The organism is Streptomyces piniterrae, from assembly GCF_005048155.1.
Taxonomy (GTDB): domain Bacteria; phylum Actinomycetota; class Actinomycetes; order Streptomycetales; family Streptomycetaceae; genus Streptomyces; species Streptomyces piniterrae.
Genome location: NZ_SUMB01000013.1, coordinates 19,077 through 42,209, shown reverse-complemented (window position 1 = coordinate 42,209; position 23,133 = coordinate 19,077). Strand labels below are relative to the sequence as shown.

Genomic DNA, 23,133 nt, shown 5'->3' with positions numbered 1-23,133 from the left:
TGCCGTTTCGTCCGTTGTCAGTGGGACCGCCTACTCTGTGCGACGTGACTTTTTCCGCCCCGGGGGCCGCTGCGCCCCAGCTCAACGGGCCGCACCGGCCCGCGCCGGGCCCGGCCGCCGACGAAGGACTGGCCCGCCGGCTGCGCGCCCTCGCGTGCACCGCGCCGCTGCACGACCTCGACGTGCGCAAGGCCAACCTCGCGGGCGAGTACGGCGTCTACGCGATGGCGGAGGTGGCGCTCGCCGTCATCGATCTCGTCACGCTGAACATGGACTTCGACACCGGCGCCGATCATGAAGAGATAGTGGCGAAGGTGCTCCCCCGGGTCGCCGCGCAGACCCCGCGCCGCCCCGCCGCCGAGCATGAGCGGGTGGCCCGCTGGGTGCTGGAGAACCTGATCAACGTCGGCAGCGTGGACCGCGGCTTCCGCGCCGTCTACGGCACCTTCAACACCGACGGCGAGTACGTCCGCCGCGACTACGACTTCAAGCTGATCGAGGAGGTGCCGGGCGCGGGCGGCAGCGTGTACCTCCGCGCCACCGACGAAGCGGTCAACGTCCTGGTCGGCGCGCTCGACACGGACGTCACCAGCGCCCAGATCGCCGCCGAGGTCAAGCTGGAGGTGCTGATCAACCGCGGCCGGCTGGCCGACGCCCAGCTCGCCGCCGAGCAGGCCCGCTACCGCACCGTGCAGTACGCCGAGACGCTGCGCCGCACGCTGGACGCCACCCGCCGCAATGTCCGCGCCGTCGACTGGCTGGAAACCGTCCCCGACATGATCACCGAGGCGCTGGACCACGTCGCGGACCGCTACCGCCACGAGAACGCCATCCTCACCAACATCCGCAAGGCCCGCGACGAGTCCGAGGAGCCGGAGCACAAGCGGCGCGCCGCCGAGCTCGTCGACATCGTCAAGGACTGCATCCGCCGCCACACCCAGCTCCAGTCCCGGCTGCTGGAGGCCGGCCCGCTCTTCCGCGCCGAACAGGACCGGCAGGCGTTCGCCACCCCCACCGCCCGCTCCGGGCTCGACCTCTACGGCCAGCTGGTCGCCCCCCTGCTGCCGCTGCCCGCCGAGCGTGCCATCCGTGTCACCGACGCGTTCTTCGCCCGCGGTACGGGGCTGCGCACCCCCTCCGCGGTCCGCGTCGCCGACCTCGTCGAGGTGCTGCTCACCCCGCCCATGGAACGTGAGCACCTCGGCGCCGAGATGCCCGAGCCCGATCTCGTGGCGACGCCCGACGACAGCCGCTTCAGCGAGGAGCAGCTGGACGCCGCGATGGAGCTGCTCGACCTGCCCGCCGACGCGCCCCGCCGGCTCTCCGGGCTGCTCGCCGAGGCGCGCCGCAAGGACCCCGAACTCCCCTATCTCGTCGCCCTGTTGGCGGTGCACGCCGCCAGCCCCCCGGTCGGCACCGCCTACCGCCAGGGCGAGCAGCAGCTGCTCTTCGCCGTCGACGACGGCACCGAGCTGGCCGACCCCGAGTTCGGCGGCGCCGACCTCATCGTCGGCACCGCCCTGCTGGACGCGGCCGGGATGGCCGCCGACCGCTCGGAGGTGGCCTGATGTCCCGCGCTGGGGGCGTACGGCCGGTGCGGCGCCCTGGGGCCCACCCGGCAACTGCCGCACATCCCGCCGATTCCGTAGATCCCGCCTGTTCATCCGATATCGCCGAGATCGTCCCCCGCAAGGAGCTTGTCCCGTGACCGAGTACGACGCCGACGAGGTGCCGCAGCCGGACCCGGCGTCCGGGACGGGCGAAGCGGGCTGGGGTGCCCGTGCCGCCGACGCCGAGCCGGCACCGGCCGGGCCTGCGCCCCTCACCCCGGCCGACGCCGCCGACGCCGCCCGGCTGGTCTCCTTCGGGCTCCAGCCCAAGCTGCTGCCGGCCCGCGACGCCGAGTACGCCGAGCTGCTGCGCCGCTACCGGGACGAGCCCGCCTTCGCCCGCCTCGCCGACGCCGTCGCCGCCGGCCTCGGCCTGGTCGTCCTGGAGGTCTCCACCCGCGCCGGGATGGCCGTCACCGCCGCCGAGGACTCCGTCTTCGCGGTCCGCATGGGCGACTACGCCCGCCGCGCCTCCGCCGACTCCGCCGACCGCTTTCTGCACGGACTGGCGCATCTCGCCGTAGCCGCGCTGGCCTTCCCGCGCCCCGAGGACCTCGCCGACGACGGCTACATCGGCCGGATCACCGTCAACGGCGTCGACGCCTTCGTCCGGCAGGCCTGCCGCCGCCTGGAGGAGCGCGCCGAGCAGGACGGCCATAACACCGACCCGGCCACCGACGCCCCCGGCCTGGAATCCGCCTGGCGGGTCTACGCCCGGCGCAGCGCCACCGGCGCCACGAAGGACGCCCGGCGGCTCGCCGGTTCGACCACCGGCATCATCGCCAAGGCCGTCACCTTCCTCGTCGACTCCGGCTTCCTCCAGCGCACCGGCGACGACGCCGGCGGCGCCTACCGCACCACCGCCCGCTACCAGCTCCAGGTCCGCGACATGGCCGGCAGCGCCGCCATGGCCGAGCTGCTGGAACTCGGTGTGGTCCCGGTCGCCGACGGCAGTGCCACGCTGCTGCCCGGCGAGGACACCGACGACCTCGACCTGGTCGCAGGCGCGGGACTGCCCTTCCACTCCGGCTGAGCACGCACACCCGTACCACCTACCCGCCACAACAACGAGAGTCCGCCATGTACGAGCTGTCCCGGGTCCGTCTCTACTCCATCGGGCCCGCCGGTGCGCGCTATGCCGACACCGTGCTGGACCTGCGCGGAGTCGGCGCGCCGGTGCCCCAACCGGCCCCGGCGCAGGCGGACTTCTTCGAGGACGAACCGGTCGGCCCGCCCCGCCGCCCCGCCCCCGCGGGTGTCCTCTTCCTGGAGAACGGCGGCGGCAAGTCCGTCCTGCTCAAGCTGATCTTCTCGGTGATGCTGCCCGGCCACCGCAACACCCTCGGCGGCGCCAGCTCCGGCGTCCTGCGCAAGTTCCTGCTCGCCGACGACTGCGGCCATGTCGCCCTGGAGTGGCAGCACGTACTGACCGGTGAGAGCGTCGTCGTCGGCAAGGTCAGCGAATGGCGTGGCCGGCAGGTCTCCAACGACCCGAGGAAGTTCGCCGAAGCCTGGTACAGCTTCCGGCCGGGGCCCGGGATGAGCCTGGACTCGCTGCCCGTCGCCGAGGCCACCATCGTCCGGCCCCGCCACGAGCACGGCGAGGGCGCCTCCGGCGCACAGGGCCGCCGCCGCACGATGAAGGGCTTCCGCGACGTCCTGACCGAGGCCGGGAAGAACTACCCGAATCTCGACGTGGTCTGGGAAGAGATCCACGAGCGCTGGAACGAACACCTCGGCGTGCTGGGCCTGGACCCGGAGCTCTTCCGCTACCAGCGGGAGATGAACGCCGACGAGGGCGAGGCCGCCGGCCTGTTCGCGGTCAAGAACGACTCCGACTTCACCGACCTGCTGCTGCGTGCCGTCACCGACACCCGCGACACCGACGGCCTCGCCGACCTCGTCCACGGCTTCGCCCACAAGCTCGGCCGGCGCGCCGAGCTCACCGCCGAGCGGGACTTCACCGCCGGCTCCCTCGACCTGCTGTCGCGTATCGCCGACGCCGCCGAGCAGCGCGAACGCGCCCGCGAGGTGCACGCCGGCGCCGAGCGCCGCACCCGCGGCCTCGCCCAGCGGCTGCACGCCCGCGGCACCGAAGAGCGCGGCCGTGCCGCCGAGCTCGCGGAGCAGGTCGCCGCTGCGGCGCACCGCGTCACCGACGCCGAGCGCACCCGCGAGCGCCGCTCCCTGGTCTCCGCCGAACTCGCCTACCGGCACGCCTCGCTGGCACTGGCCGCCGCCGAGAAGGGCGCCGCCGCCCAGCGCCGCGAGCTCAACGACGCCCGTACGCTGCACAGCGCCTGGCAGGCCGCCGAGATCGCGCTGCGGCACCGCGCCGCCGCCGACCGCTCCGCCCGGGTCGCCGCCGCCATCCGCGAGGCCGAGCGGGACGCCGCCCCGGCGCTCGCCGCCCGCGCCACCGCCGCCGCCGACCTCGTACGCGCCCTGCACACCGCCGCCGAGGCCGGCGAGCGGATCGCCAACGAGGAGGAGGAGCGCTCCGCCGCCCTCCAGGAGGCCGGCGAGGGCGCGCACCGCGACGCGACCGCCGCCGCCACCCACGCCCAGCGCGCCCGCAGCGAGGCCGACCACCTCAAGCAGCGGCTCGCCGAGGTCGCCCAGGAGACCACCGAGGCCGTCCAGGCCGGCTGGCTGGACGACACCGCCCCGGACGCCGACCCGGCGCGCGCCGCGCTCGCCGCCTCCGACGCGGAGAAGACCGCCGTGGCGGCCTGGGATTCGGCCCGCGAGGCCGCCCGGCAGTCCACCGACCGTGCCCGGGAGGCCACCGCGCGGCACTCCGCGGCGGAACTGGCCGCCGCCCGCGCCGAGGACGCGGCGCAGGCCGCGGAGCGCGCCCACGAAGCCGAGCGCCGGGCCGCCGAATCCCTCGGCGCGGAGGAGCGGCTGGCCGAACTGCTGGGCCTTCCGCAGTCGACGTCCAAGCGGCTGCCGGGTCCCCGGACACCGTCCACCGGCGCGGATGACACCGAGGCGCGCCGCCCCGCCGCCGGCCCGCTCACCGCGGAGGAGCTGGACCGCAGCGCCGACGCGCTGTGCGAACTGCTGGAGGAGGGGGTCGCCGCCGCCGAGCGGCAGCTGTTCGATCTGCGGACGGCCGCCGCCGACGACGCGCGGATCCTCGGCGCGCTGGGTGACGGCGGGCTGCTGCCCCCGGGCCCCGACGTCCTGGCCGCCGTGGAGTACCTGGGTGAGCACGGCGTGCCCGCGCTGCCCGGCTGGCGCTATCTCGCCCAGTCCGTCGACCCCGCCGACCACGCCCGAGTGCTGGCCGCCCGCCCCGAGCTGGTCGACGGCGTGATCATCACGGACCCCGACACCCACGCGCGGGCGCGCGACGTGCTCGCCCAGGCCGCGCTGCTGCCCCGCTCCGCGGTCGCCGTCGGCACCGCCGCCGCGCTGCTCGCGCCCACCACGGGCCCCGACGAGCGGGACACCGGCGTGTACGGCGTTTTCCTCGTTACACCGAACCCGGCGATGCACGACGAGTCCGCCGCCGACGAGGAGCGGCAGACGCTGCGCGCCCGCGCCATAGAGCGCGACGAGGAGATCCGGGCGCTGGCCGCCCGCCTCTCCGGGGACCGCGCACTGGCCGCCCGGCTCGGCTCATGGCGCGCCGGCTGCCCGGCCGGCCGGCTCGCCGAGCTGGCCGAAGCCGCGGAGCACGGCCGCACGGCCGCGGACGAGGCGGCGGCCGAGCTGGCCGAGGCCCGTACGGTGCGGGCCGAGGCGGACGAGGCCGCGGCGGAGGCCACCCGGGTCCGCGACGAGCGTCAGGAGACCGCGCAGCGCGCCCGCCGGGTCGCGGACGTCCTCGCCGGGCTCGCGCACCGGCTGCGCGAGCGCGCCGGCTGGCAGTCGCGGATGCGTGAACTCGCCGACGAGGCAGCCGAGTTCGAGGCCCGAGCCGAGGAGTGCGTGGACCGGGCGCGGGCCGCCGACGAGGACCGCAGGGCCGCCCAGCGGGCCGCCGACGACGCCCGCCGCACCGCCCGCGCGCTGCGCGCCGAGCGCGCCGAGATCGCCGGCGTCCCGGACGACCTGGGCGATGCACCGGAGGGTGCGAGCAGCTCCCTCCCCGCGCTGCGCGAGGCCTACCGTGCCGCCTCCCAGCTCTACGAGAAGGTCGGCGTCGGCGCCGACCTGCGCGCCGAACAGGCCCGCGCCGAGGGCGAGGAGAGCGCCGCCCTGGCCGAGCTCAACCGCCTCACCAACAAGGTCCGCACCCGCGCCGAACAGCTCCTGGAGAGCCCGGAAGCCGCCGACGGCCCGTCCCGGCAGGCGGCCGCGGCCCGCGCCGAATCCCTGGTTCAGATGCTGGAGACCCGCGCCTCGGCCGCCAGCGAGCAGCTCGGCCGGCTGCGCGGCGAGGCCGAGCGGCTGGCACCGGCCGACGGCGACGCGCACACCGAGCTGCCCGACGGCATGGTCCCCGCGGACGCCGACCGGGCCAAGGAGCTGCTGCGCACCGCCAATGGCGAACTGGCCACCGCCACCGAGGCGTTGGACACCGCCCGCGCGCAGCACGAAGGACTGCTGCGCGCCCACCGCGCCGCCGAGGACGCGGCCGGCGGCTTCGACGAGACCGCGGCGCTGCTGCGCGATCTGCTCCGCGACCACCACGACGCCGAGGATGCGGCGGGCGAGCGGCCCGAGCCGTACGCCGGCCGTCTGGAGGAGGCGCGGCAGGCCGCTGCCGAGTCCCGCCGTTCGCTGCGCGGCTGCGCCACCGACCTCTCCGCCGCCGAGGCCGCGGTCCGCGAGGCCGGCGACATCCTCGTACGGCACGCCAACGCCACCCGCTACGAACAGGTCCGCACCCCCGCCCGCCAGCAGATCCGCGAGCTGCCCGCGGCCGCGCTGCCGGACCACGCCGCCAAGTGGGCGGAGGCGTTCGCGCCCCGGCTGCGGGTGCTGACCGACGAGCTGGCGCAGCTGGAGCGCAATCGCGACAGCATCGTCGACCGGCTCCGCGGTCTGGTGGAGTCGTCGCTGACGACGCTGCGTTCGGCCCAGCGGCTGTCCCGCCTTCCCGAGGGGCTGGGGGAGTGGTCCGGGCAGGAGTTCCTGCGGATCCGTTTCGAGGACCCGGACCAGGCCACGCTCACCGAGCGGCTGGGCGAGGTCATCGACGAGGCGACCCGCGCGGCGGTCAGGAAGAACAGCGATCTGCGGCGGGACGGTATGTCCCTGCTGCTGCGCGGGGTCAGCGCGGCGCTCCAGCCGCGCGGGGTGGCCGTGGAGATCCTCAAGCCGGACGCGGTGCTGCGCGCCGAGCGGGTGCCGGTCGGGCAGATGGGCGATGTGTTCTCCGGCGGCCAGCTGCTGACCGCCGCCATCGCCCTGTACTGCACGATGGCGGCGCTGCGCAGCAACGACCGGGGCCGTGACAAGCAGCGGCACGCCGGCACGCTGTTCCTCGACAACCCCATCGGCCGCGCCAACGCCACCTATCTGCTGGAGCTCCAGCGTGCGGTGGCCGACGCGTTGGGCGTCCAGCTGCTCTACACCACGGGCCTGTTCGACACCACCGCGCTCGCCGAGTTCCCGCTGGTCATCCGGCTGCGCAACGATGCCGACCTGCGGGCCGGGCTGAAGTACATCAGCGTCGAGGAGCATCTGCGGCCGGGGCTGCCGCAGCAGGATCCGGCGGGTGAGGCGGTGCACGGCCAGATCACGGCGACGCGTATGTACCGCCGTCCGGAAGAGCCGCAGCAGCCTGCTGATCCGCAGGCCCCGGATCAGCGGGCCCGGGATCAGCAGGCACCGGACCCGCGGACGACATCGCCGGAGACGAGCCCTGAGGACCCGGCCCAGGACGGAGCCGCTCGCTGACCCACCGGTGGAACTCGCCGATGTGGTGCTCGCTGGGCACCAGCACCCCGCCGGCGCGGTAGGCCCGCGACGCCATCGCGGGCTGGGTCCGTTCGCAGGCCGCGAAGTCCTGCGCGTTGACCCGGTGGAAGAGTTCCACGGAGCGGGACAGGTCGGCGCCTGAGGCCACGACGTCGGGTGCGTACAGCCAGTCGCACTCGACGACGGTGCGGTCCGCGGCCATCGGGAACATCCGGTGCACGATGACATGGTCGGGCACGAGGTTGACGAAGACCTGCGGGCGGACGGTGATGGCGTAGTAGCGGCGGTCCTGTTCCTCGGCGATGCCCGCGAACGGCGCGAAGCCGCCGCCGCCGTCCACGGTGAACCCCTCGGCCTCCGCCGCGAACTGTGCACCGTGCCCCACGAAGTACTGCGCCGCGAAACCGTCCGCGAACTCCGGGAGCACCTCGGTGAGTTCGGGGTGGATGGTGGCGCAGTGGTAGCACTCCATGAAGTTCTCGACGATCAGCTTCCAGTTGGCGGCCACGTCGTAGCGGATCCGCCGGCCGAGCGCGAGACCGTCCACCCCGTAGCGCTGCACGGCCGCCGGGTCGCCCAGCCGCTCGGAGACCGCGGCGACCACCGTCTCCTCGAACGACGGCGGTTCCTCGGCCAGGCACACCCACACATAGCCCAGCCACTCCCGCAGCCGTACCGGCAGCAGCCCTCGCTCGCCGCGGTCCACATCCGGCATCCGCTGGAGGTTGGGCGCGGCCACCAGCCGTCCGTCCAGGTCGTAGGTCCAGGCGTGGTACGGGCACTGGAGGTTGCGCCGCACCTCCCCGGACTCCTCGGTGCACAGCCGGGCGCCACGGTGCCGGCACACGTTCAGGAAGGCCGCGAGACCGCCCCGGCGAGTGCGGGTGATCACCACGCTCTCCCGGCCCACCTGGACCGTGCGGAAGGCGCCGGGCCGCTCCAGGTCGGCGGCGCGGACCGCGCAGAACCACAGCGACTCGAAGATCCGCTCCTGTTCCTCGGCGAACACACCGGCGTCGGTGTACATCCGGCCCGGCAGGGTGGCGAGCAGGCTGGGCGATACGGGCGCGAGGGTCATCGGGCACCTCCGTGTGCGGGCGCGGGCGCGGCGGTCAGCCGGCCGGGGTCGAACAGCTCGATGGGATGCCCGGTCTCCCCGGTCAGCGCCAGGTCGGCGAGGATCTCACCGACCACCGGCACGAACTTGAAGCCATGGCCGGAGAATCCGCAGGCGACGGTGACCGCGTCGGGGTGCGCGGGATGCCGGGTGATGACGAAGTGCTCGTCGGGGGTGTTGCTGTACATGCAGGTGGCGGCCTTCAGGAAGCGTCCCGGCAGGCCCGGCAGCAGCCGTCCCACCTGGTCGGCCATGGCCCGCACCTCGTCGTCGTGGACGGTCCGCTCGATGGTTTCCGGGGTGCAGACGGTGCCCTTGCGGAAGAACGCCACCTTCGCGCCGCCGCCGGGCCCGTCGATCGCGGGGAAGCCGTAGATCTGGACGCCCGCCGCGTCCTCCCAGATGTAGACGGGGTGCCGCGCCGGGGTGTACGGGGCGGTGCCGCCGTCGGGCGCGAACCAGTACATGACCTGCCGCTCGATGGTGAACGGCACACCGAGATCCGCCAGCAGCCCCGGCGCCCAGGCACCCGGGCAGATCACCAACTGGCCGGCCGTATAGGTGTCTTCGGGGGTGTGCACCCGCACCCCGCGACCGCCGGGCAGTGTCTCCCAGCGGGTCACCGGCTCCTGGAAGCGCAGTTCGGCGCCGCCGCGGGTGGCGAGCTGGAGCTGCGCCGCGACGGTGTTCTCGGGGCGGACGAGCCCGGCCCGCGCCTCGTACAGCGCGACCTCGTCCGCGGCCGGGGTCAGGGTCGGGAAGCGGCGCCGGATCTCCTCGGCGTCCAGCATCTCGTGCGGCAGGTCCCAGGTCCGCGCGGAGAGCAGCGACCCGGCGACGGTACGGCTGTCAGGACGCCCGAGCATCACCCCGCCGCAGAGCGTCGCCACCGTGCGGCCGGTGTCGCGCTCCAGCCGGTCGTACAGCTCGTAGGAGCGCAGCAGCAGCGGGACATACGCGGGATCCTCGAAATAGGACTGCCGGGTGATGCGCGATCCGCCGTGGCTGGAGCCGCGTTGATGCACCGGGCCGAACTTCTCCAGGCCGAGCACACGGGCGCCGCGCGCGGCCAGATGGTGGGCGGCGGCGCTGCCCATGCCGCCGAGTCCGAGCACGATCACGTCATACGAGGGGGACATACGGGCCTCCCTGGGGGGCGGGGCCATCGGACAGGCCCTAGCGGCGGATGCGGTCCATGGACGGGTCGAAGAGCGGCTCGGCGCGGACCGTCGCCGGGACCTTCTCGCCGAAGTACTCCAGATGTACGGCCGTGCCGGGGACGGCCGCGGCGGACGGCAGCCAGGCATAGGCGATCGTCCGCCCGATGGAGTAGCCGTAGGCCGCGCTGGTGACATGGCCGGCCGGTACGCCGTCCAGGTAGACCGGCTCATGACCCAGCACGATCGCCGACGGGTCGTCGAGCGTCAGACACACCAGGCGGCGCGGCACGTCGTCCGGCGTCAGCCCCTCCAGGGCCGCGCGCCCCACGAAGTCGCCCTTGTCCCGCTTCACGGCCCAGCCGAGCCCGGCCTCGTAGGGGTTGTGCTCGGTGGTCATGTCCTGGCCCCAGGCGCGATAGCCCTTCTCCAGCCGGAGGCTGTTGAACGCGCCGCGGCCGGCCGCGATCACCCCGAGCCGCTGCCCGGCCCGCCACAGCGTGTCCCACAGCCGCAGCCCCAGATCGGCGCCGGTGTACAGCTCCCAGCCCAGCTCGCCGACGTAACTGAGCCGCAGTGCGGTCACCGGCACCTCGCCGATGAACGCCTCCTTCGCCCGGAAGTAGCCGAAGCCGCGGTGCGAGAAGTCCGCGCCGGTGAGCGGCTGGACCAGATCCCGGGCGAGCGGCCCCCAGACGCCGATGCAGCAGGTCCCGGAGGTGATGTCGCGTACGCGGACTCCCTCGGGCGCGTGGTCGGTCAGCCACTCCAGGTCGGCCGGGCTGTTGACGCCGATCTGGAAGCGGTCCGCGGCGAGCCGGGCCACCGTCAGATCGCTGCGCACCCCGCCCGCCGCGTCCAGCAGCAGCGTGTACGTCACCGCGCCCGGCTTCTTCGCCAGCTGGTTGGTCGTCATCCGCTGGAGGAAGTCCAGCGAGCCGGGCCCGGTGACCTCCAGGCGGCGCAGCGGCGTCATGTCGTAGAGCGCGACCCGCTCCCGGGTGGCGCGCGCCTCGGCCGCCACGATCGGTGACCAGTGCCGCGCCGACCAGGCGTCCCGCTCGGGGACTTCCAGCCCCCGCGCCGCCTCGGCGTTGGCCTCGAACCAGTGCGGGCGCTCCCAGCCGCCGCCCTCCAGGAAGTACCCGCCGAGCTCCTGCTGACGGGCGTACCAGGGGCTGACCCGCAGCGGCCGCGACCCGCTCGCCGGTTGCAGCGGGTGAATGACGTCGTAGACCTCGATGAACTGCTGTCGGCCGCGCTCGTGGACGTACGCGGGGGAGCGCTGGGCGCCCTCGAAGCGGGACGGCTCGCAGCCGTGCAGATCGATGCCGGGGCGCCCGTCCGTCATCCACTCGGCGACCGCCTTCGCCGCGCCCGCCGAGTGGGTGACCCAGACCGCCTCGGCCAGCCAGAATCCGCGCAGCTCACGGGACTCGCCGAGCAGCGGCATACCGTCCGGGGTGAACGAGAAGACCCCGTTGAAGCCGTCCGCGACCCGGCTGCCGGCCAGGGCGGGCAGCAGCCAGGCGCTGTCCTCCCAGCTCGCCGCGAAGTCGTCGGGGGTGAAGGGCAGCGAGGACGGCATCACGGGAGCCTCGTCGTAGCCGGGCACCGTGTACGGGTCGACGGGCAGCGGGCGGTGGGCGTACGAGCCGATGCCCAGGTGCACCTGTCCGGAGCTGTCGTCCGGGTGCTCTCGGAAGTACAGGTCGCGGTCCTGGAAGCGCAGGATCGGGCGCCGGCCGTCCAGTCCCGGGACCGGCGTGGTCGTCGCGTACTGGTGCGCCAGCGGCAGCAGCGGCACTGCCGCGCCGACCCCCGCCATCGCACCGATCACCGGCCCCCAGAAGCCCGCGGCGGAGACGACGAGCTCCGCCGGGAAGCTGCCCCGGTCGGTGACCACGCCGGTGACGTGGCCGTCCGCGCGCTCGATGCCGGTCACGGTGTGCCGGTCCAGGAAGCGGGCGCCGCGTGCGGTGGCCCGTGCGGCCTGGACACGGGAGGCCGGCAGCGCGCGGGCCAGTCCGTCGCCGGGCGTGTGGAAGCCGCCGAGCACCTTCGACTCGTCCAGCAGCGGCCACAGTTCGGCGCAGCGGCGCGCGGAGACCAGCTCGCCCTCGATGCCCCAGGACGCCGCCAGCCCGGCCTTGCGGTGCAGATCGGCCCAGCGCTCCTCGTCGGTGGCGATCTCCAGGCCGCCCACCGGGTCGAAGCAGGGGTTCCCGTCCTCCGACAGCCCGGAGAACTTCTCCACGGTGTACGCGGCGAGGCGGGTCATCGTGCGGCAGGTGTGGGTGCGGAAGACCAGGCCGGGGGCGTGCGAGGTGGAGCCGCCGGGAGCGTGCAGCGGGCCCTGTTCCAGGACGGTGATGTCCTGCCAGCCGCGCGCGGTGAGCTCGTCGGCCAGTGAGCAGCCGACGATGCCGGCGCCGATGATGACGACGCGGGGCCCGCCCGCGCGGCCGGTCACAGGGCCACCACCGAACGCAGGACCTCGCCGCGCTGCATCTTGGCGAAGGCAGGTTCGATGTCCTGGAGGCCGATCGTCTCGCTGACGAACCGGTCCAGGTGCAGTTTTCCGCTGAGATAGAGATCGATCAGGACGGGGAAGTCGCGGCTGGGCAGACAGTCGCCGTACCACGACGACTTCAGGGCGCCGCCGCGGGCGAACAGATCGATCAGCGGCAGCTCGATCGTCATCTCCGGGCCCGGGACGCCGACCTGGACGAGAGTGCCGGCCAGATCGCGCATGTAGAAGCCCTGCCGGTAGGTCTCCGGGCGGCCCACCGCGTCGATCACCACATCGGCGCCGTGCCCGCCGGTGAGCGCGCGGACCGCCTCGACCGGGTTCGTGCCACGGGAGTTGACGGTGTCGGTGGCCCCGAACCGCTCCGCGGCGTCCAGCTTGCCGTCGTCGATGTCGACGGCGATGACCCGGCGCGCACCGGCCCGGGAGGCGCCGGCGATGGCGGCGTTGCCGACCCCGCCGCAGCCGATCACGGCGACGGTGTCCCCGCTGCCCACGGCCCCGGTGTGCACGGCCGCGCCGTACCCGGCCATCACCCCGCAGCCGATCAGCCCCGCCGCCTCCGGGCGGGCCGACGCGTCGACCTTCACCGCCTGACCGGCCGCGACCAGCGTCTTCTCGGCGAATGCGCCGATGCCGAGGGCGGCGGTCAGCGGGGTGCCGTCCGTCAGTGTCATCGGGCGGCCGGCGTTGCGGGAGTCGAAGCAGTACCAGGGGCGGCCCCGGCGGCAGGACCGGCACTGGCCGCAGGGCGCGCGCCAGGCGAGCACCACGTAGTCGCCGGGGGACAGGTCCGTGACGCCGGGCCCGACGGCCTCGACGACACCGGCCGCCTCATGGCCGAGCAGATACGGGAATTCCTCGCCGATCGCGCCGTCGCGGTAGTGCAGATCGGTGTGGCACACCCCGCACGCCTGGACGGTCACGAGCACGTCGCCCGGACCGGGATCGGGTACGAGGATCGGCAGCACCTCGACGGGCGCGCCCTTCTTGACGGCGACGACGGCGCGGGCTTCGTGCGGCATGTCTCACTCCTAAACAGCGCCTGCCGGCAGGGCAGGGGCGGGTGCGCATGGAGTCGGCACGGATGCCTGTGAGGGGTTGTGGTGGTGCGTTGCGCGAAAGGTGAAACGCGAAAGACGGGATGCGAGAGGTGAAAGGCGGAATGCGGAATCCGGGGAGCGGAGAACCGTGACGGACACAGCCGTCCGCCCCTCCCGGTGTTGCCCATGGCGCGCTGCGTTGCGCCATGGGAGACATGCTGGAAGTCAGCCAGGGATCCGTCAAGAGGTGATTTTTCGCTGCCCCGTCCCCGGCCCCGGGCTCAACCCGCGTACCCCATGCGGCGGGAGAGCTCGGCCGCGGCCTTCGCGGAGCGCTCCGCGAGTTCGGGGAGCAGCGAGCGCTCCATGCGGTACGCGGGCCCGGACACGCCGATCGCCCCGATCACCGCGCCGTCGTGCGCCCTGACCGGCGCCGCCACCGCGTTCAGACCGATCTCCAACTCCTCGGTGGTGCAGGCGAATCCGTCCTCGAAGGCGGCGGTGAGCTGTGCGCGCAGTGCGGCCGGGGTGGCCACGGTGTTCTCGGTGAAACGTGCCAGCTTGCGGGTCACCAGGGCCTCCCGGCGCTCCCGCGGCAGATGCGCCAGCAGCACCTTGCCGCTGGCGGTGGCGTGCAGCGGGGTGCGGCGGCCGAGCCAGTTGTAGGCGGTCACCGCGGCGGCGCCCCTGGCCTGCATGATGTTGACCGCCGCATCGCCGTCCAGTACCGCGATGTTGGCGGTCTCCCCGGTGTCCGTCGCGAGCGCCCGGCACACCGGCTGGCCCTCCTGCGAGATGTCCAGCCGGATCGCGGCGGCCCCGGCCAGCCGCAGCACCCCGGCGCCCAGGAAGTACTTCCCGCGCTCCTTCTCCTGCTCCACCAGCCCGCGGTTCTCCAGCACACCCAGGATCCGGAACGCGGTCGACTTGTGGACGCCCAGCTCCTCGGAAATCTCCGTCACCCCGGCCTCGCCCATCCGGGCCAGGATCTCCAGAACGCTCACCGCGCGGTCCACGGACTGGACGGATCCCGCCCCGCCGCGCCGCTCCTCGGACCGGTCGTCAGCCGTCTCGCTCGAGTTCGACATGGGTCTTTGCGTCACCACCCGGTGGCCCTTGCGGGCTCGTCTGAGGGCATGTCTCCGGGAAGCCCTTGACGGCCCGCTCCCCGGCTTGGATTCTGTTGCGCATCGCGCTCTGCGATGCGTTATTCAAAACGCCATGATACCGATCAGCGCGAGGGGGGCCAGATGATTCCCGTCTGCCGCATCGAGGACCTGCCCGAGGGCGAGTCCGTACGGATCGAGATCGACGACACCACACCGGCCATCGCCGTCTTCCACACCGAGGACGGTTTCTACGCCGTCGACGACACATGCAGCCACCAGGACGCCTCGCTCTCCGAGGGCTGGGTCGAGGGCTGCTTCGTGGAATGCCCGCTGCACGCGGCCCTGTTCGACCTGCGCACCGGCGCACCCGCCTGCCTGCCCGCCCGCCGCCCCGTGCGCACGCACGAGGTCAGTGTGCTGGACGGGATGATCCATGTCCGGCCCGCCGTCCGGGAAGAGGCCGTGGCATGACCGCCGCCATGCGGACCGTCACGGTCGTCGGAGCGTCCCTGGCCGGGCTCCACGCCGTCCGGGCCCTCCGCGCCCAGGGCTTCGACGGCCGCCTGGTCGTCATCGGCGCCGAACGCCACCGCCCGTACGACCGGCCGCCGCTGTCCAAATCCTTCCTGGCCGGGGACGCGGAGACCGACGCGCTGTCGCTCTCCGACGCCGAGGAGGAGGCGGAACTGGCCGCCGAATGGCTGCTCGGCACCCCCGCCGCCGGACTCGACACGGCCGGCCGCGCGGTGCTCCTCGCCGACGGCCGCCGGATCACCACCGACGGCGTGGTGGTCGCCACCGGAGCGGCGCCCCGCACCCTGCCGGGGCCGCCCCTCGCCGGCGTCCACACCCTGCGCACCCTGGACGACGCGCTTGCGCTGCGCGGCGAACTGCGCACCGGCGCACGGCAGGTGGTGGTGATCGGCGGCGGCTTCATCGGCGCCGAGGCCGCCACCGCCTGCGCCGGCCTCGGCGCCCAGGTCACCGTCGTGGAAGCGGCACCCCTCCCGCTGGTGCCCCAACTCGGCCGGGAAATGGCCCAGTTGTGCGCACGGATGCCCGCCGAGCACGGGGTGCGGCTGCTGTGCGGCACCGGCGTCAAGGCGCTGCGGGCGGACGCCGGGGGCCGCCCCGCGCCCCGCGTCACCGCCGTGGAACTCGCCGACGGCCGTCTGCTGGACGCCGACGTCGTGATCGTCGGCATCGGTGTCAGCGCCGCCACCGACTGGCTGACGCCCTCGCCCCTCGCCCTGCGCGACGGCGTGCTCTGCGACGAGGGCGGAGTGAGCTCGCTGCCGCAGATCGTCGCCGCCGGAGACGTCGCCCGCTACGGCGAACTGCGCGCCGAACACTGGACCAGCGCCACCGAACAGCCCGCCACCGCCGTCCGCAACCTGCTCGCCGGCGCCACCGTCGCCCGGCACACCGCCCCGCCCTACTTCTGGTCCGACCAGTACGGCAGCAGAATCCAACTGGCCGGCCGCCGCGGACCCAAGGACACCGTACGCATCGTCGAGGGCGGCCCCGACGAGGGCAGTCTGCTCGCCGTCCACGAACGCGACGGCGAGATCACCGCGGTCTTCGCCGTCAACCGCCCGCGTCCCTTCATGCGGCTGCGCCGTCGACTCGCGACCGGCCGTCCCGCGACTCCCGCTCCTCCTGCCGGCGCACCCGCCGCCGCTCACGGCGCAACTCCCTAGCCGTACTGCTCGGCTGGGACTGCACCCCGTACCGCTGCACCCACACCTGCCGGGTCACCCATACGTCCAGCACCGCCCAGGTCGCGACCACGGTGCTGGCGACGGTGCTGAGCACCGCGGGGAACGCCAGCCAGGATCCCGCCAGCGTGCTCAGGAACGCCACCATGGCCTGAATCAGCGTGAGCGCCACGATGATGACGGCCCGCACCGCGGCCGTACGCACCGGATCGGGCATCCGGCGCCGGGTCGCCGGCTCCTCCACCCACAAGGCACGCCTGCCGGTGTCCATGAAAGCGTCACACTCCCGTACTCTCCCGCGTGTCCGACTCCTCGGCTGATTCCCGGATTTCACCGGACACATGCTCGAGGCGTTCGTCCACCGGATGTCCTCGTCGCCTCTCATCGTCACGCACCCGTCCGGCGCGAAGTTCCCGGGGGCCACGCAAATCCGGTCACCCGGCTACGTCGTCCGCGCGATATCTCCGTCCTATACCCGGTCGCCATCCCGGGCGGGTTGTCCGGGAATCAACGGACAACCCAGGACGATCCCGCCCCGGCCGTATTCCCCGACGCCCCGGTGGCCCTTCGGGTTGGTACCCCGACAGTAGTAGGCTCTCGCCGTTTGTTGACGGAACACCGCCCCCGAGCGCCGGGGTTGACGTAGGGGAGGCCATGCGCTTTCGCGGGAAGTCGATCCGCCGGAAGATCGTGGCGCTGCTGCTCGTGCCACTGGTGTCCCTCACGGCCATGTGGGCGTTCGCGACCTATATCACCGGACGCGAGGCCAACCAGCTGCTCGATGTCGGCAACGTCGTACTGAAACTGGGCTCGCCGGTCGACGAGGTCGTCCGGTCGCTGCAGCGCGAGCGCCGCCAGAGCCTGCTCTATCTCGCCGACCGGCGCGGCGCCAACGCGGTCACCGAACTGCGCCAGCGGACCCGCGCCACCGACGAGGCCGTCGAGCGGCTGCGCGGCATCACCGAGGACCCCGGCGTGCGCGAGGACCTCAGCGGCGACGCCGGGAACCGGATGGACGGCATCATCAGCGGCCTGGACGGGCTCACCTCGCTGCGCGCGCAGGTCGAGGCCAACACCGTCACCAGGGACGAGGCCATGGAGGCGTACAGCGCCCTGGTCGACCCCCAGTACGACTTCCTGCTAGCCCTCAACGCCCTGGACGACGCGGAGATGGACCGGCAGGGCCGTGCGCTCGTCATCATCGCGCGGGCCCGGGAAGCCTTCGCCCGCGAGGACGCGCTGATATCCGCGGCGCTGGTCTCCGGCAGCATGAGCAAACGCGATCTGCGCGCCTTCTCCGACCGGATCGCCGAGCGCCGGGTCCGCTACAGCGCCGCCCTCGCCGTCCTGCCCGCCAAGGACCGCGGCCTCTACGACGACTACTGGCGCGACGCCAGGGCCCGCGAGGTGACCTCCTACGAGGACCAGGCCATCGCCGCGGGCGCGCAGGCCGCACCCCGCGTACTCAACGCCGAACGCTGGGACGTGGCCGCGGAGAAGGTGCTCGGCGACCTGCGGAAGATGGGCGAGGAGGCCGGCGCCCGCTACCGGCAGCGCGTCGAACCGGTGGCCGTGACCGTCGTCCTCAAGGCCGGTGTCGCCGGTGTGATCGGCTTCATCGCCCTGCTGGTCTCCGTCATCGTCTCCTTCCGCATCGGCCGCCGGCACATCAAGGACCTGACCCGGCTGCGCAAGGGCGCACACGAGGTCTCCGGCGTCCGGCTGCCCAGCGTCATGCGCCGGCTGGCCGCCGGCGAACAGGTCGACGTGGAGACCGAGGCACCCCGGCTGGAATTCGGCCAGGACGAGATGGGCCAGGTCGGCCAGGCGCTCAACACCCTCCAGCGGGCCGCCGTCGAAGCCGCCGTCAAACAGGCGGACATGCGCCGCGGCGTCTCCGAGGTGTTCGTCAACCTCGCCCGCCGCAGCCAGGTCCTGCTGCACCGGCAGCTGACCCTCCTGGACACCATGGAGCGGCGCACCGAGGACACCGAGGAACTCGCCGACCTGTTCCGGCTCGACCACATGACCACCCGTATGCGCCGGCACGCGGAGGGCCTGGTCATCCTGTCCGGCGCGGCCCCCTCCCGGCAGTGGCGCAAACCCATCCAGCTGATGGATGTGGTGCGCGCGGCCGTCGCCGAGGTGGAGGACTACGAGCGGATCGAGGTGCGCCGGCTGCCGCGCCTCGCGGTGGACGGCCCGGCGGTCTCCGACCTCACCCACCTGATAGCCGAACTCCTGGAGAACGCCACCGTCTTCTCGCCGCCGCACACCGCAGTCCAGGTGCTCGGCGAGCGGGTCGCCAACGGCTTCACCCTGGAGATCCACGATCGCGGTCTGGGCATGACCGCCGATCTGCTGCTCGACGCCAACCTCCGGCTCGCCGAGACCCCCGAGTTCGAGCTGTCCGACACCGACCGGCTCGGCCTGTTCGTGGTCAGCCGGCTCGCCCAGCGGCAGGGCGTCCGGGTCTCCCTCCAGACCTCGCCGTACGGCGGCACCACGGCCGTGGTCTTCATCCCCGGCACGATCCTGACCGAGACCTCCGACGGCGGCCGGGACGATCCCGAGCTGACGGCCGGGGAACCGGCGGGCGGCCGGGGCGTCCGTGAACTGGAGGGCCCCGCGGGCAGGTTGGCCGCGCTCTCCCAGGTGCCGGTGCCGCTCCCGGAGCGCGAGAGCCGTACGCCCGGCATCTTCGACGGCCCGGTGGAGCTGGAGGCGCCGCTGGGCCCGGACGAGCTGAGCTCCCTCGACGACGAGGAACGGCTGTTCGGCGGGAGCGGCGCGGAACGCACCCGGGGCCGCGGCCGCCGGGGGCCGTCCGCGCCGACCGGCCCGGTGCCCTCGCAGGCCGCCCCGTCCGCCCCCCGCAGTATCGCGCCGGTGCCGCCCGTGCCGGACGGCGAGCAGCACCACCAGACCCGCGACCAGGCCCCGGCCGGCGGACTCGCTCCGCTGCCGCGCCGCCCCCGCCCGCCGGTCCTGGTCTCCGACCACGGCCGCACGGTCGACGACGGCGACGCGCGCGGCAAGGCGGCCACCGGGCGCCCCGACAACGGGCGCTCCGACACCGGACGTTCCGATGCCGAGCGCTCCGACACCGAGCGCACCGACGAGGCCGGTTCCGAGGCCACGACGTCCAGGGGGCTGCCCCGCCGGGTGCGTCAGGCCAGCCTGGCCCCGCAGCTCAAGCCCGACCCCGACCGCCGCCCCGAGCCGGCCGCGGAGCCCGCCGACGACCGCGACGCCGAGGCGGTCCGCGCCCGGATGGCCTCCCTCCAGCGCGGCTGGCAGCGCGGCCGCCGCGACAACGACGAGACCGCGGGCGACAGGACGACGGGCGACACGGCAACGGGAGGCACCGCCCCGGCGCGCGCCGAAGCCCCACAAGACGCGGACGCCGGACGTACGGATGACGTCCGCCGCCCGGACGACGTCCGCGACATCGCCGCGCGCGGCGACGGCGAGGGCACCACAGCACCAGGAACCACATCGGGAGGGGACGGTCCATGACCGCACCGAAGGCAGCAGCTTCCATCGCGTCCGCCGCGGCAGAGTCGGCGAAGGGGTCCGGACAGTTGAACTGGCTCCTCGATGAGCTGGTCGCACGGGTCGGCAGCGTCCGCAAGGCACTTGTGCTCTCCAGCGACGGGCTGGCCACCGGCGCCTCGAAGGACCTCAGCCGTGAGGACGGCGAGCATCTGGCCGCGGTCGCCTCCGGCTTCCACAGCCTGGCCAAGGGCGTCGGCCGGCACTTCGACGCGGGCCGGGTCCGGCAGACCATGGTCGAGCTGGACGACGCGTTCCTGTTCGTCAGCGCGGCCGGCGACGGCAGCTGTCTGGCCGTACTGGCCGACGCGGACTCCGATGTCGGGCAGATCGCCTACGAGATGACGCTGCTGGTCAAGCGCGTGGGTACGCACCTGGGCACCGCGCCCAGGTCCGGGCTGTCCACCTGAGCGCGATGGCGGCGACGGCATGAGGGAGCGGAGCGAGCATCGAGGCGGCGGGTCGGCCGTGCCGGGGCGGGACCCGGCCCGCTGGTTCGACGACGACGCGGGCCCGGTCGTCCGCCCGTACGCCATGACGCGGGGGCGCACCCGTACGCCCGCCGAGGACCGCCTCGACCTGATCGCGCAGGTGATCGCCGAGAGCCGCGCGGACGAGTCCGTCACCGACCAGACGCTGTCGCCCGAGCATCTGGACATCGTCGGGCTGTGCCGGGACGCACCGCTGTCGGTCGCCGAGCTCGCGGCCGAACTCGACTTGCCGGTCGGCGTCGTCCGGGTGCTCATCGGCGATCTGCTGGATGTGGGCCTGGTGCATGTCAGCCGGCCCGTGCCGCCGGCCGAACTGCCCGACGAGAAGGTGCTGCGCGAGGTGATCGACGGCCTGCGTGCCTTGTGACCCGCGCGCGTCCGACGTAGGACGTAGGGCGTAGGACGTCCACCTCATGACGCCTGACGCATGACGCATGACCGTGCCGCCCGTCCGGATCTCCGGCGGGCGGCACAGTCATGTGTGGTGCATGGGGGACGCCCCGGCGGCACCGTCATGACGGCCCCTTTTGGGCGGGTTGGCGACCTCTGGTGGTCACCCGCGTACAACGATTCCGCGCCACGGGTGAGCACGCCGCCGCCCGCGTTGTAGCGTGCCTCGTCAGCTGCCGCCCCCCGTTGGCTGGATTCAAGGAACAAGCGTGAGCCGCACCTTCATACACGGCATTTCGGGAGAAGGGACCCAAGGTGTTCGGGCGTTCTGAGCGCCACGGCCGGGCCGCCGTCGTCGACCCGGTGTCGCTCAAGATCCTGGTCGCGGGCGGTTTCGGCGTGGGCAAGACCACGCTGGTGGGCGCGGTCAGCGAGATCAAACCGCTGCGTACCGAGGAGCAGTTGACCGAGGCGAGCCGGCCGGTCGACGACCTCGCCGGGGTGGAGGCCAAGACCACCACCACGGTCGCGATGGACTTCGGCCGGATCACGCTCAACGAAGAGCTGGTCCTCTATCTCTTCGGCACACCGGGACAGGACCGTTTCTGGTTCCTCTGGGACGAGCTGGCGCGCGGCGCCCTCGGCGCGGTGGTGCTCGCCGACACCCGCCGGCTGGCGGACAGCTTCGCCGCGATCGACTACTTCGAGCGGCGCGACCTTCCCTTCACGGTCGCCGTCAACTGCTTCGACGGAGCCGAGGTCTACCCGGTGGACGCCGTCCGGGAGGCCCTGGACCTGGACCCCGCGGTCCCGGTGATGCTGTGCGACGCGCGGGTCAAGGACTCGGCCCGTGACGTACTGATCGCCGTCGTCGAGCACGCGATGCGGTTCGGCGCCCGGCGGCGCGAGCCCGCGTTCCCCTGAGGAGCGCGGAGTACGGCCCGTACCCCGCCGTCCGGGGTACGGGCCGTACGTCTCAGTATCCGGGGATACCGCGGGGTTACGCGCCCGCCCCGCCGTCCTCGGCCAGCCAGCCGAAGCTCCGCTCGACGGCTTTGCGCCAGTTGCCGTACTCCCGGTCCCGGGTCTGTCCGTCCATCCGCGGTGTCCACTCCGCGTCGCGCTGCCAGTGCGTCCTCAGCTCGTCCAGGTCCTGCCAGACACCGGTCGCCAGGCCGGCCGCGTACGCCGCGCCCAGGCACGTCGTCTCCGGGATGACCGGGCGGATCACCGGTACGCCCAGCACATCCGCCTGATGCTGCATCAGCAGACTGTTGGCGGTCATACCGCCGTCGACCTTGAGCTGGGTGATCCGCACCCCGGAGTCCTGGTACATGGCGTCCACCACCTCCCGGGTCTGCCAGCTCGTCGCCTCCAGTACGGCGCGCGCCAGATGCGCCTTGGTGACGAAGCCGGTCAGACCGGTGATCACCCCGCGCGCGTCGGAGCGCCAATACGGCGCGAACAGGCCGGAGAAGGCCGGGACGATATACGCGCCGCCGTTGTCCGGGACGCTCGCCGCCAGCGGTTCGATCTCGGCGGCCGACGCGATGATGCCGAGCTGGTCGCGCAGCCACTGCACCAGGGCGCCGGTGATCGCGATCGACCCCTCCAGGCAGTAGACAGGTGCCTCGCCGCCGAGCTGGTAGCCCATGGTCGTCAGCAGCCCGCTCTTCGACGGGACCGGCCGGTTACCCGTGTTGAGCAGCAGGAACGAGCCGGTGCCATAGGTGTTTTTGGCCTCGCCGACGCCGTAGCAGGTCTGCCCGAAAACCGCCGCCTGCTGGTCGCCGAGCGCGGACGCCACCGGTACGCCGTGCAGCTGCCCGACGGCCGTGCCGTACACCTCCGCCGACGATCTGATCTCCGGCAGCATCGCCTCGGGCACCCGCATCGCCGACAGAATGGCCGGATCCCACTGGAGGGTGGAGAGGTTCATCAGCATCGTGCGGCCCGCGTTGGTGACGTCCGTGACATGCACCCCGCCGTCGATGCCGCCGGTCAGATTCCAGATCAGCCAGGAGTCGATGGTGCCGAAGGCGATCTCGCCCCGCTCCGCGCGGGCCCGCAGGCCCGGCACCTCGTCCAGCAGCCAGGCCGCCTTGGGGCCGGAGAAGTAGCTGGCCAGCGGCAGCCCGGTGGCCTCCCGGAACCGGTCCTGGCCGTCCGTGCCACCCAGTTCGGCGCAGAGCTGGGCGGTGCGGGTGTCCTGCCAGACGATCGCGTGATGGACCGGTTTGCCGGTGGCCCGGTCCCACAGGACGGTGGTCTCCCGCTGGTTGGTGATGCCCAGCGCGCTGAGCTGGTCCGCGCGCAGTCCGGCCTTGGCGAGCGCACCCGCCACCACGGCCTGCACCTTCGACCAGATCTCGGTGGCGTCGTGCTCCACCCAGCCCGGTTTGGGGAAGATCTGCCGGTGCTCGCGCTGGTCGACGGCGACGATCGCCCCGTCGTGGCCGAAGATGATGCACCGGCTGGAGGTGGTGCCCTGGTCGATGGCGGCGACGTACTTCTCGGTGTGCTCCGTCATGACGTC

Annotated in this window: 15 protein-coding genes and 1 pseudogene; 9 read left to right on the top strand and 7 right to left on the bottom strand. The window is 73.4% G+C overall.

Going from position 1 to position 23,133, the window contains the following annotated elements:
* Window positions 1-44: 44 nt before the first annotated feature.
* The 3 genes from FCH28_RS30755 (at window position 45) to FCH28_RS30745 (ending at window position 7,466) form a co-directional block, all read left to right on the top strand.
* Window positions 45-1,568 (top strand): hypothetical protein, encoded by a 1,524-nt coding sequence (locus FCH28_RS30755; RefSeq protein ID WP_136743470.1) that lies wholly within the window; start codon window positions 45-47, stop codon window positions 1,566-1,568.
* 136 nt (window positions 1,569-1,704) lie between these two features.
* Complete coding sequence (locus tag FCH28_RS30750) at window positions 1,705-2,643, top strand: hypothetical protein (RefSeq protein ID WP_246103398.1); 939 nt, start codon at window positions 1,705-1,707, stop codon at window positions 2,641-2,643.
* 47 nt (window positions 2,644-2,690) lie between these two features.
* Window positions 2,691-7,466 (top strand): hypothetical protein, encoded by a 4,776-nt coding sequence (locus FCH28_RS30745; RefSeq protein ID WP_246103397.1) that lies wholly within the window; start codon window positions 2,691-2,693, stop codon window positions 7,464-7,466.
* On the opposite strand, the pseudogene FCH28_RS30740 reads toward FCH28_RS30745, so the two are convergent.
* The 5 genes and pseudogenes from FCH28_RS30740 to FCH28_RS30720 all read right to left on the bottom strand — a co-directional run.
* A pseudogene (locus FCH28_RS30740) lies at window positions 7,453-8,565 on the bottom strand (aromatic ring-hydroxylating oxygenase subunit alpha); the annotation flags it as partial. The gene FCH28_RS30745 and the pseudogene FCH28_RS30740 overlap by 14 nt on opposite strands.
* Window positions 8,562-9,743 carry an N-methyl-L-tryptophan oxidase gene (gene solA / locus FCH28_RS30735; RefSeq protein ID WP_136743468.1) on the bottom strand — a complete coding sequence of 394 codons (1,182 nt, stop codon included), beginning with the start codon at window positions 9,741-9,743 and terminating at the stop codon, window positions 8,562-8,564. The pseudogene FCH28_RS30740 and the gene solA, both read right to left, overlap by 4 nt.
* A gap of 37 nt (window positions 9,744-9,780) precedes the next feature.
* The gene (locus FCH28_RS30730) at window positions 9,781-12,234 is read right to left on the bottom strand and encodes a GcvT family protein (protein ID WP_136743467.1); all 2,454 of its coding nucleotides are present in this window, start codon (window positions 12,232-12,234) and stop codon (window positions 9,781-9,783) included.
* Complete coding sequence (locus FCH28_RS30725; protein WP_136743466.1) at window positions 12,231-13,316, bottom strand: S-(hydroxymethyl)mycothiol dehydrogenase; 1,086 nt, start codon at window positions 13,314-13,316, stop codon at window positions 12,231-12,233. The genes FCH28_RS30730 and FCH28_RS30725 overlap by 4 nt, the downstream gene beginning before the upstream one ends.
* A 299-nt stretch (window positions 13,317-13,615) precedes the next feature.
* Window positions 13,616-14,422, bottom strand: a complete 807-nt coding sequence (locus FCH28_RS30720; RefSeq protein WP_136743465.1) for an IclR family transcriptional regulator — start codon at window positions 14,420-14,422, stop codon at window positions 13,616-13,618.
* Between the two features lie 162 nt (window positions 14,423-14,584).
* Between FCH28_RS30720 and FCH28_RS30715 the strand changes: the two genes are divergently transcribed.
* The gene (locus FCH28_RS30715) at window positions 14,585-14,914 is read left to right on the top strand and encodes a bifunctional 3-phenylpropionate/cinnamic acid dioxygenase ferredoxin subunit (protein WP_136743464.1); all 330 of its coding nucleotides are present in this window, start codon (window positions 14,585-14,587) and stop codon (window positions 14,912-14,914) included.
* 8 nt (window positions 14,915-14,922) lie between these two features.
* The gene (locus FCH28_RS30710) at window positions 14,923-16,143 is read left to right on the top strand and encodes an NAD(P)/FAD-dependent oxidoreductase (RefSeq protein WP_136743651.1); all 1,221 of its coding nucleotides are present in this window, start codon (window positions 14,923-14,925) and stop codon (window positions 16,141-16,143) included.
* Here FCH28_RS30710 and FCH28_RS30705 read toward each other — a convergent pair.
* On the bottom strand, window positions 16,049-16,432 hold the full coding sequence (locus FCH28_RS30705; protein WP_136743463.1) for a hypothetical protein: 384 nt from the start codon (window positions 16,430-16,432) through the stop codon (window positions 16,049-16,051). The two genes, FCH28_RS30710 and FCH28_RS30705, sit on opposite strands and share 95 nt — an antisense overlap.
* 383 nt (window positions 16,433-16,815) lie before the next feature.
* On the opposite strand from FCH28_RS30705, the gene FCH28_RS30700 reads away from it, so the two are divergent.
* From FCH28_RS30700 to FCH28_RS30685, 4 genes are all read left to right on the top strand, one after another.
* On the top strand, window positions 16,816-19,680 hold the full coding sequence (locus FCH28_RS30700) for a sensor histidine kinase (protein ID WP_136743462.1): 2,865 nt from the start codon (window positions 16,816-16,818) through the stop codon (window positions 19,678-19,680).
* Window positions 19,677-20,126 carry a roadblock/LC7 domain-containing protein gene (locus FCH28_RS30695; RefSeq protein ID WP_136743461.1) on the top strand — a complete coding sequence of 150 codons (450 nt, stop codon included), beginning with the start codon at window positions 19,677-19,679 and terminating at the stop codon, window positions 20,124-20,126. The genes FCH28_RS30700 and FCH28_RS30695 overlap by 4 nt, the downstream gene beginning before the upstream one ends.
* Before the next feature lie 19 nt (window positions 20,127-20,145).
* On the top strand, window positions 20,146-20,574 hold the full coding sequence (locus tag FCH28_RS30690; RefSeq protein WP_136743460.1) for a DUF742 domain-containing protein: 429 nt from the start codon (window positions 20,146-20,148) through the stop codon (window positions 20,572-20,574).
* 338 nt (window positions 20,575-20,912) lie between these two features.
* Window positions 20,913-21,521 carry a GTP-binding protein gene (locus FCH28_RS30685; protein WP_136743459.1) on the top strand — a complete coding sequence of 203 codons (609 nt, stop codon included), beginning with the start codon at window positions 20,913-20,915 and terminating at the stop codon, window positions 21,519-21,521.
* 76 nt (window positions 21,522-21,597) lie between these two features.
* Here the strand turns inward: FCH28_RS30685 and glpK are convergent, their stop codons facing one another.
* A complete protein-coding gene (gene glpK, locus FCH28_RS30680) occupies window positions 21,598-23,127 on the bottom strand; it encodes a glycerol kinase GlpK (protein WP_136743458.1) in 1,530 nt (509 codons plus the stop codon).
* Window positions 23,128-23,133 lie beyond the last annotated feature (6 nt).

What these genes read in the sequence shown, in the direction of transcription:
- solA (WP_136743468.1), bottom strand. Translation starts at nt 9,743, where the DNA reads ATGTCCCCCTCGTATGACGTGATCGTGCTCGGACTCGGCGGCATGGGC.
- FCH28_RS30745 (WP_246103397.1), top strand. Translation starts at nt 2,691, where the DNA reads ATGTACGAGCTGTCCCGGGTCCGTCTCTACTCCATCGGGCCCGCCGGT.
- FCH28_RS30710 (WP_136743651.1), top strand. Translation starts at nt 14,923, where the DNA reads ATGCGGACCGTCACGGTCGTCGGAGCGTCCCTGGCCGGGCTCCACGCC.
- FCH28_RS30690 (WP_136743460.1), top strand. Translation starts at nt 20,146, where the DNA reads ATGAGGGAGCGGAGCGAGCATCGAGGCGGCGGGTCGGCCGTGCCGGGG.
- FCH28_RS30695 (WP_136743461.1), top strand. Translation starts at nt 19,677, where the DNA reads ATGACCGCACCGAAGGCAGCAGCTTCCATCGCGTCCGCCGCGGCAGAG.
- FCH28_RS30725 (WP_136743466.1), bottom strand. Translation starts at nt 13,316, where the DNA reads ATGCCGCACGAAGCCCGCGCCGTCGTCGCCGTCAAGAAGGGCGCGCCC.
- FCH28_RS30705 (WP_136743463.1), bottom strand. Translation starts at nt 16,432, where the DNA reads ATGGACACCGGCAGGCGTGCCTTGTGGGTGGAGGAGCCGGCGACCCGG.
- glpK (WP_136743458.1), bottom strand. Translation starts at nt 23,127, where the DNA reads ATGACGGAGCACACCGAGAAGTACGTCGCCGCCATCGACCAGGGCACC.
- FCH28_RS30720 (WP_136743465.1), bottom strand. Translation starts at nt 14,422, where the DNA reads ATGTCGAACTCGAGCGAGACGGCTGACGACCGGTCCGAGGAGCGGCGC.
- FCH28_RS30700 (WP_136743462.1), top strand. Translation starts at nt 16,816, where the DNA reads ATGCGCTTTCGCGGGAAGTCGATCCGCCGGAAGATCGTGGCGCTGCTG.
- FCH28_RS30715 (WP_136743464.1), top strand. Translation starts at nt 14,585, where the DNA reads ATGATTCCCGTCTGCCGCATCGAGGACCTGCCCGAGGGCGAGTCCGTA.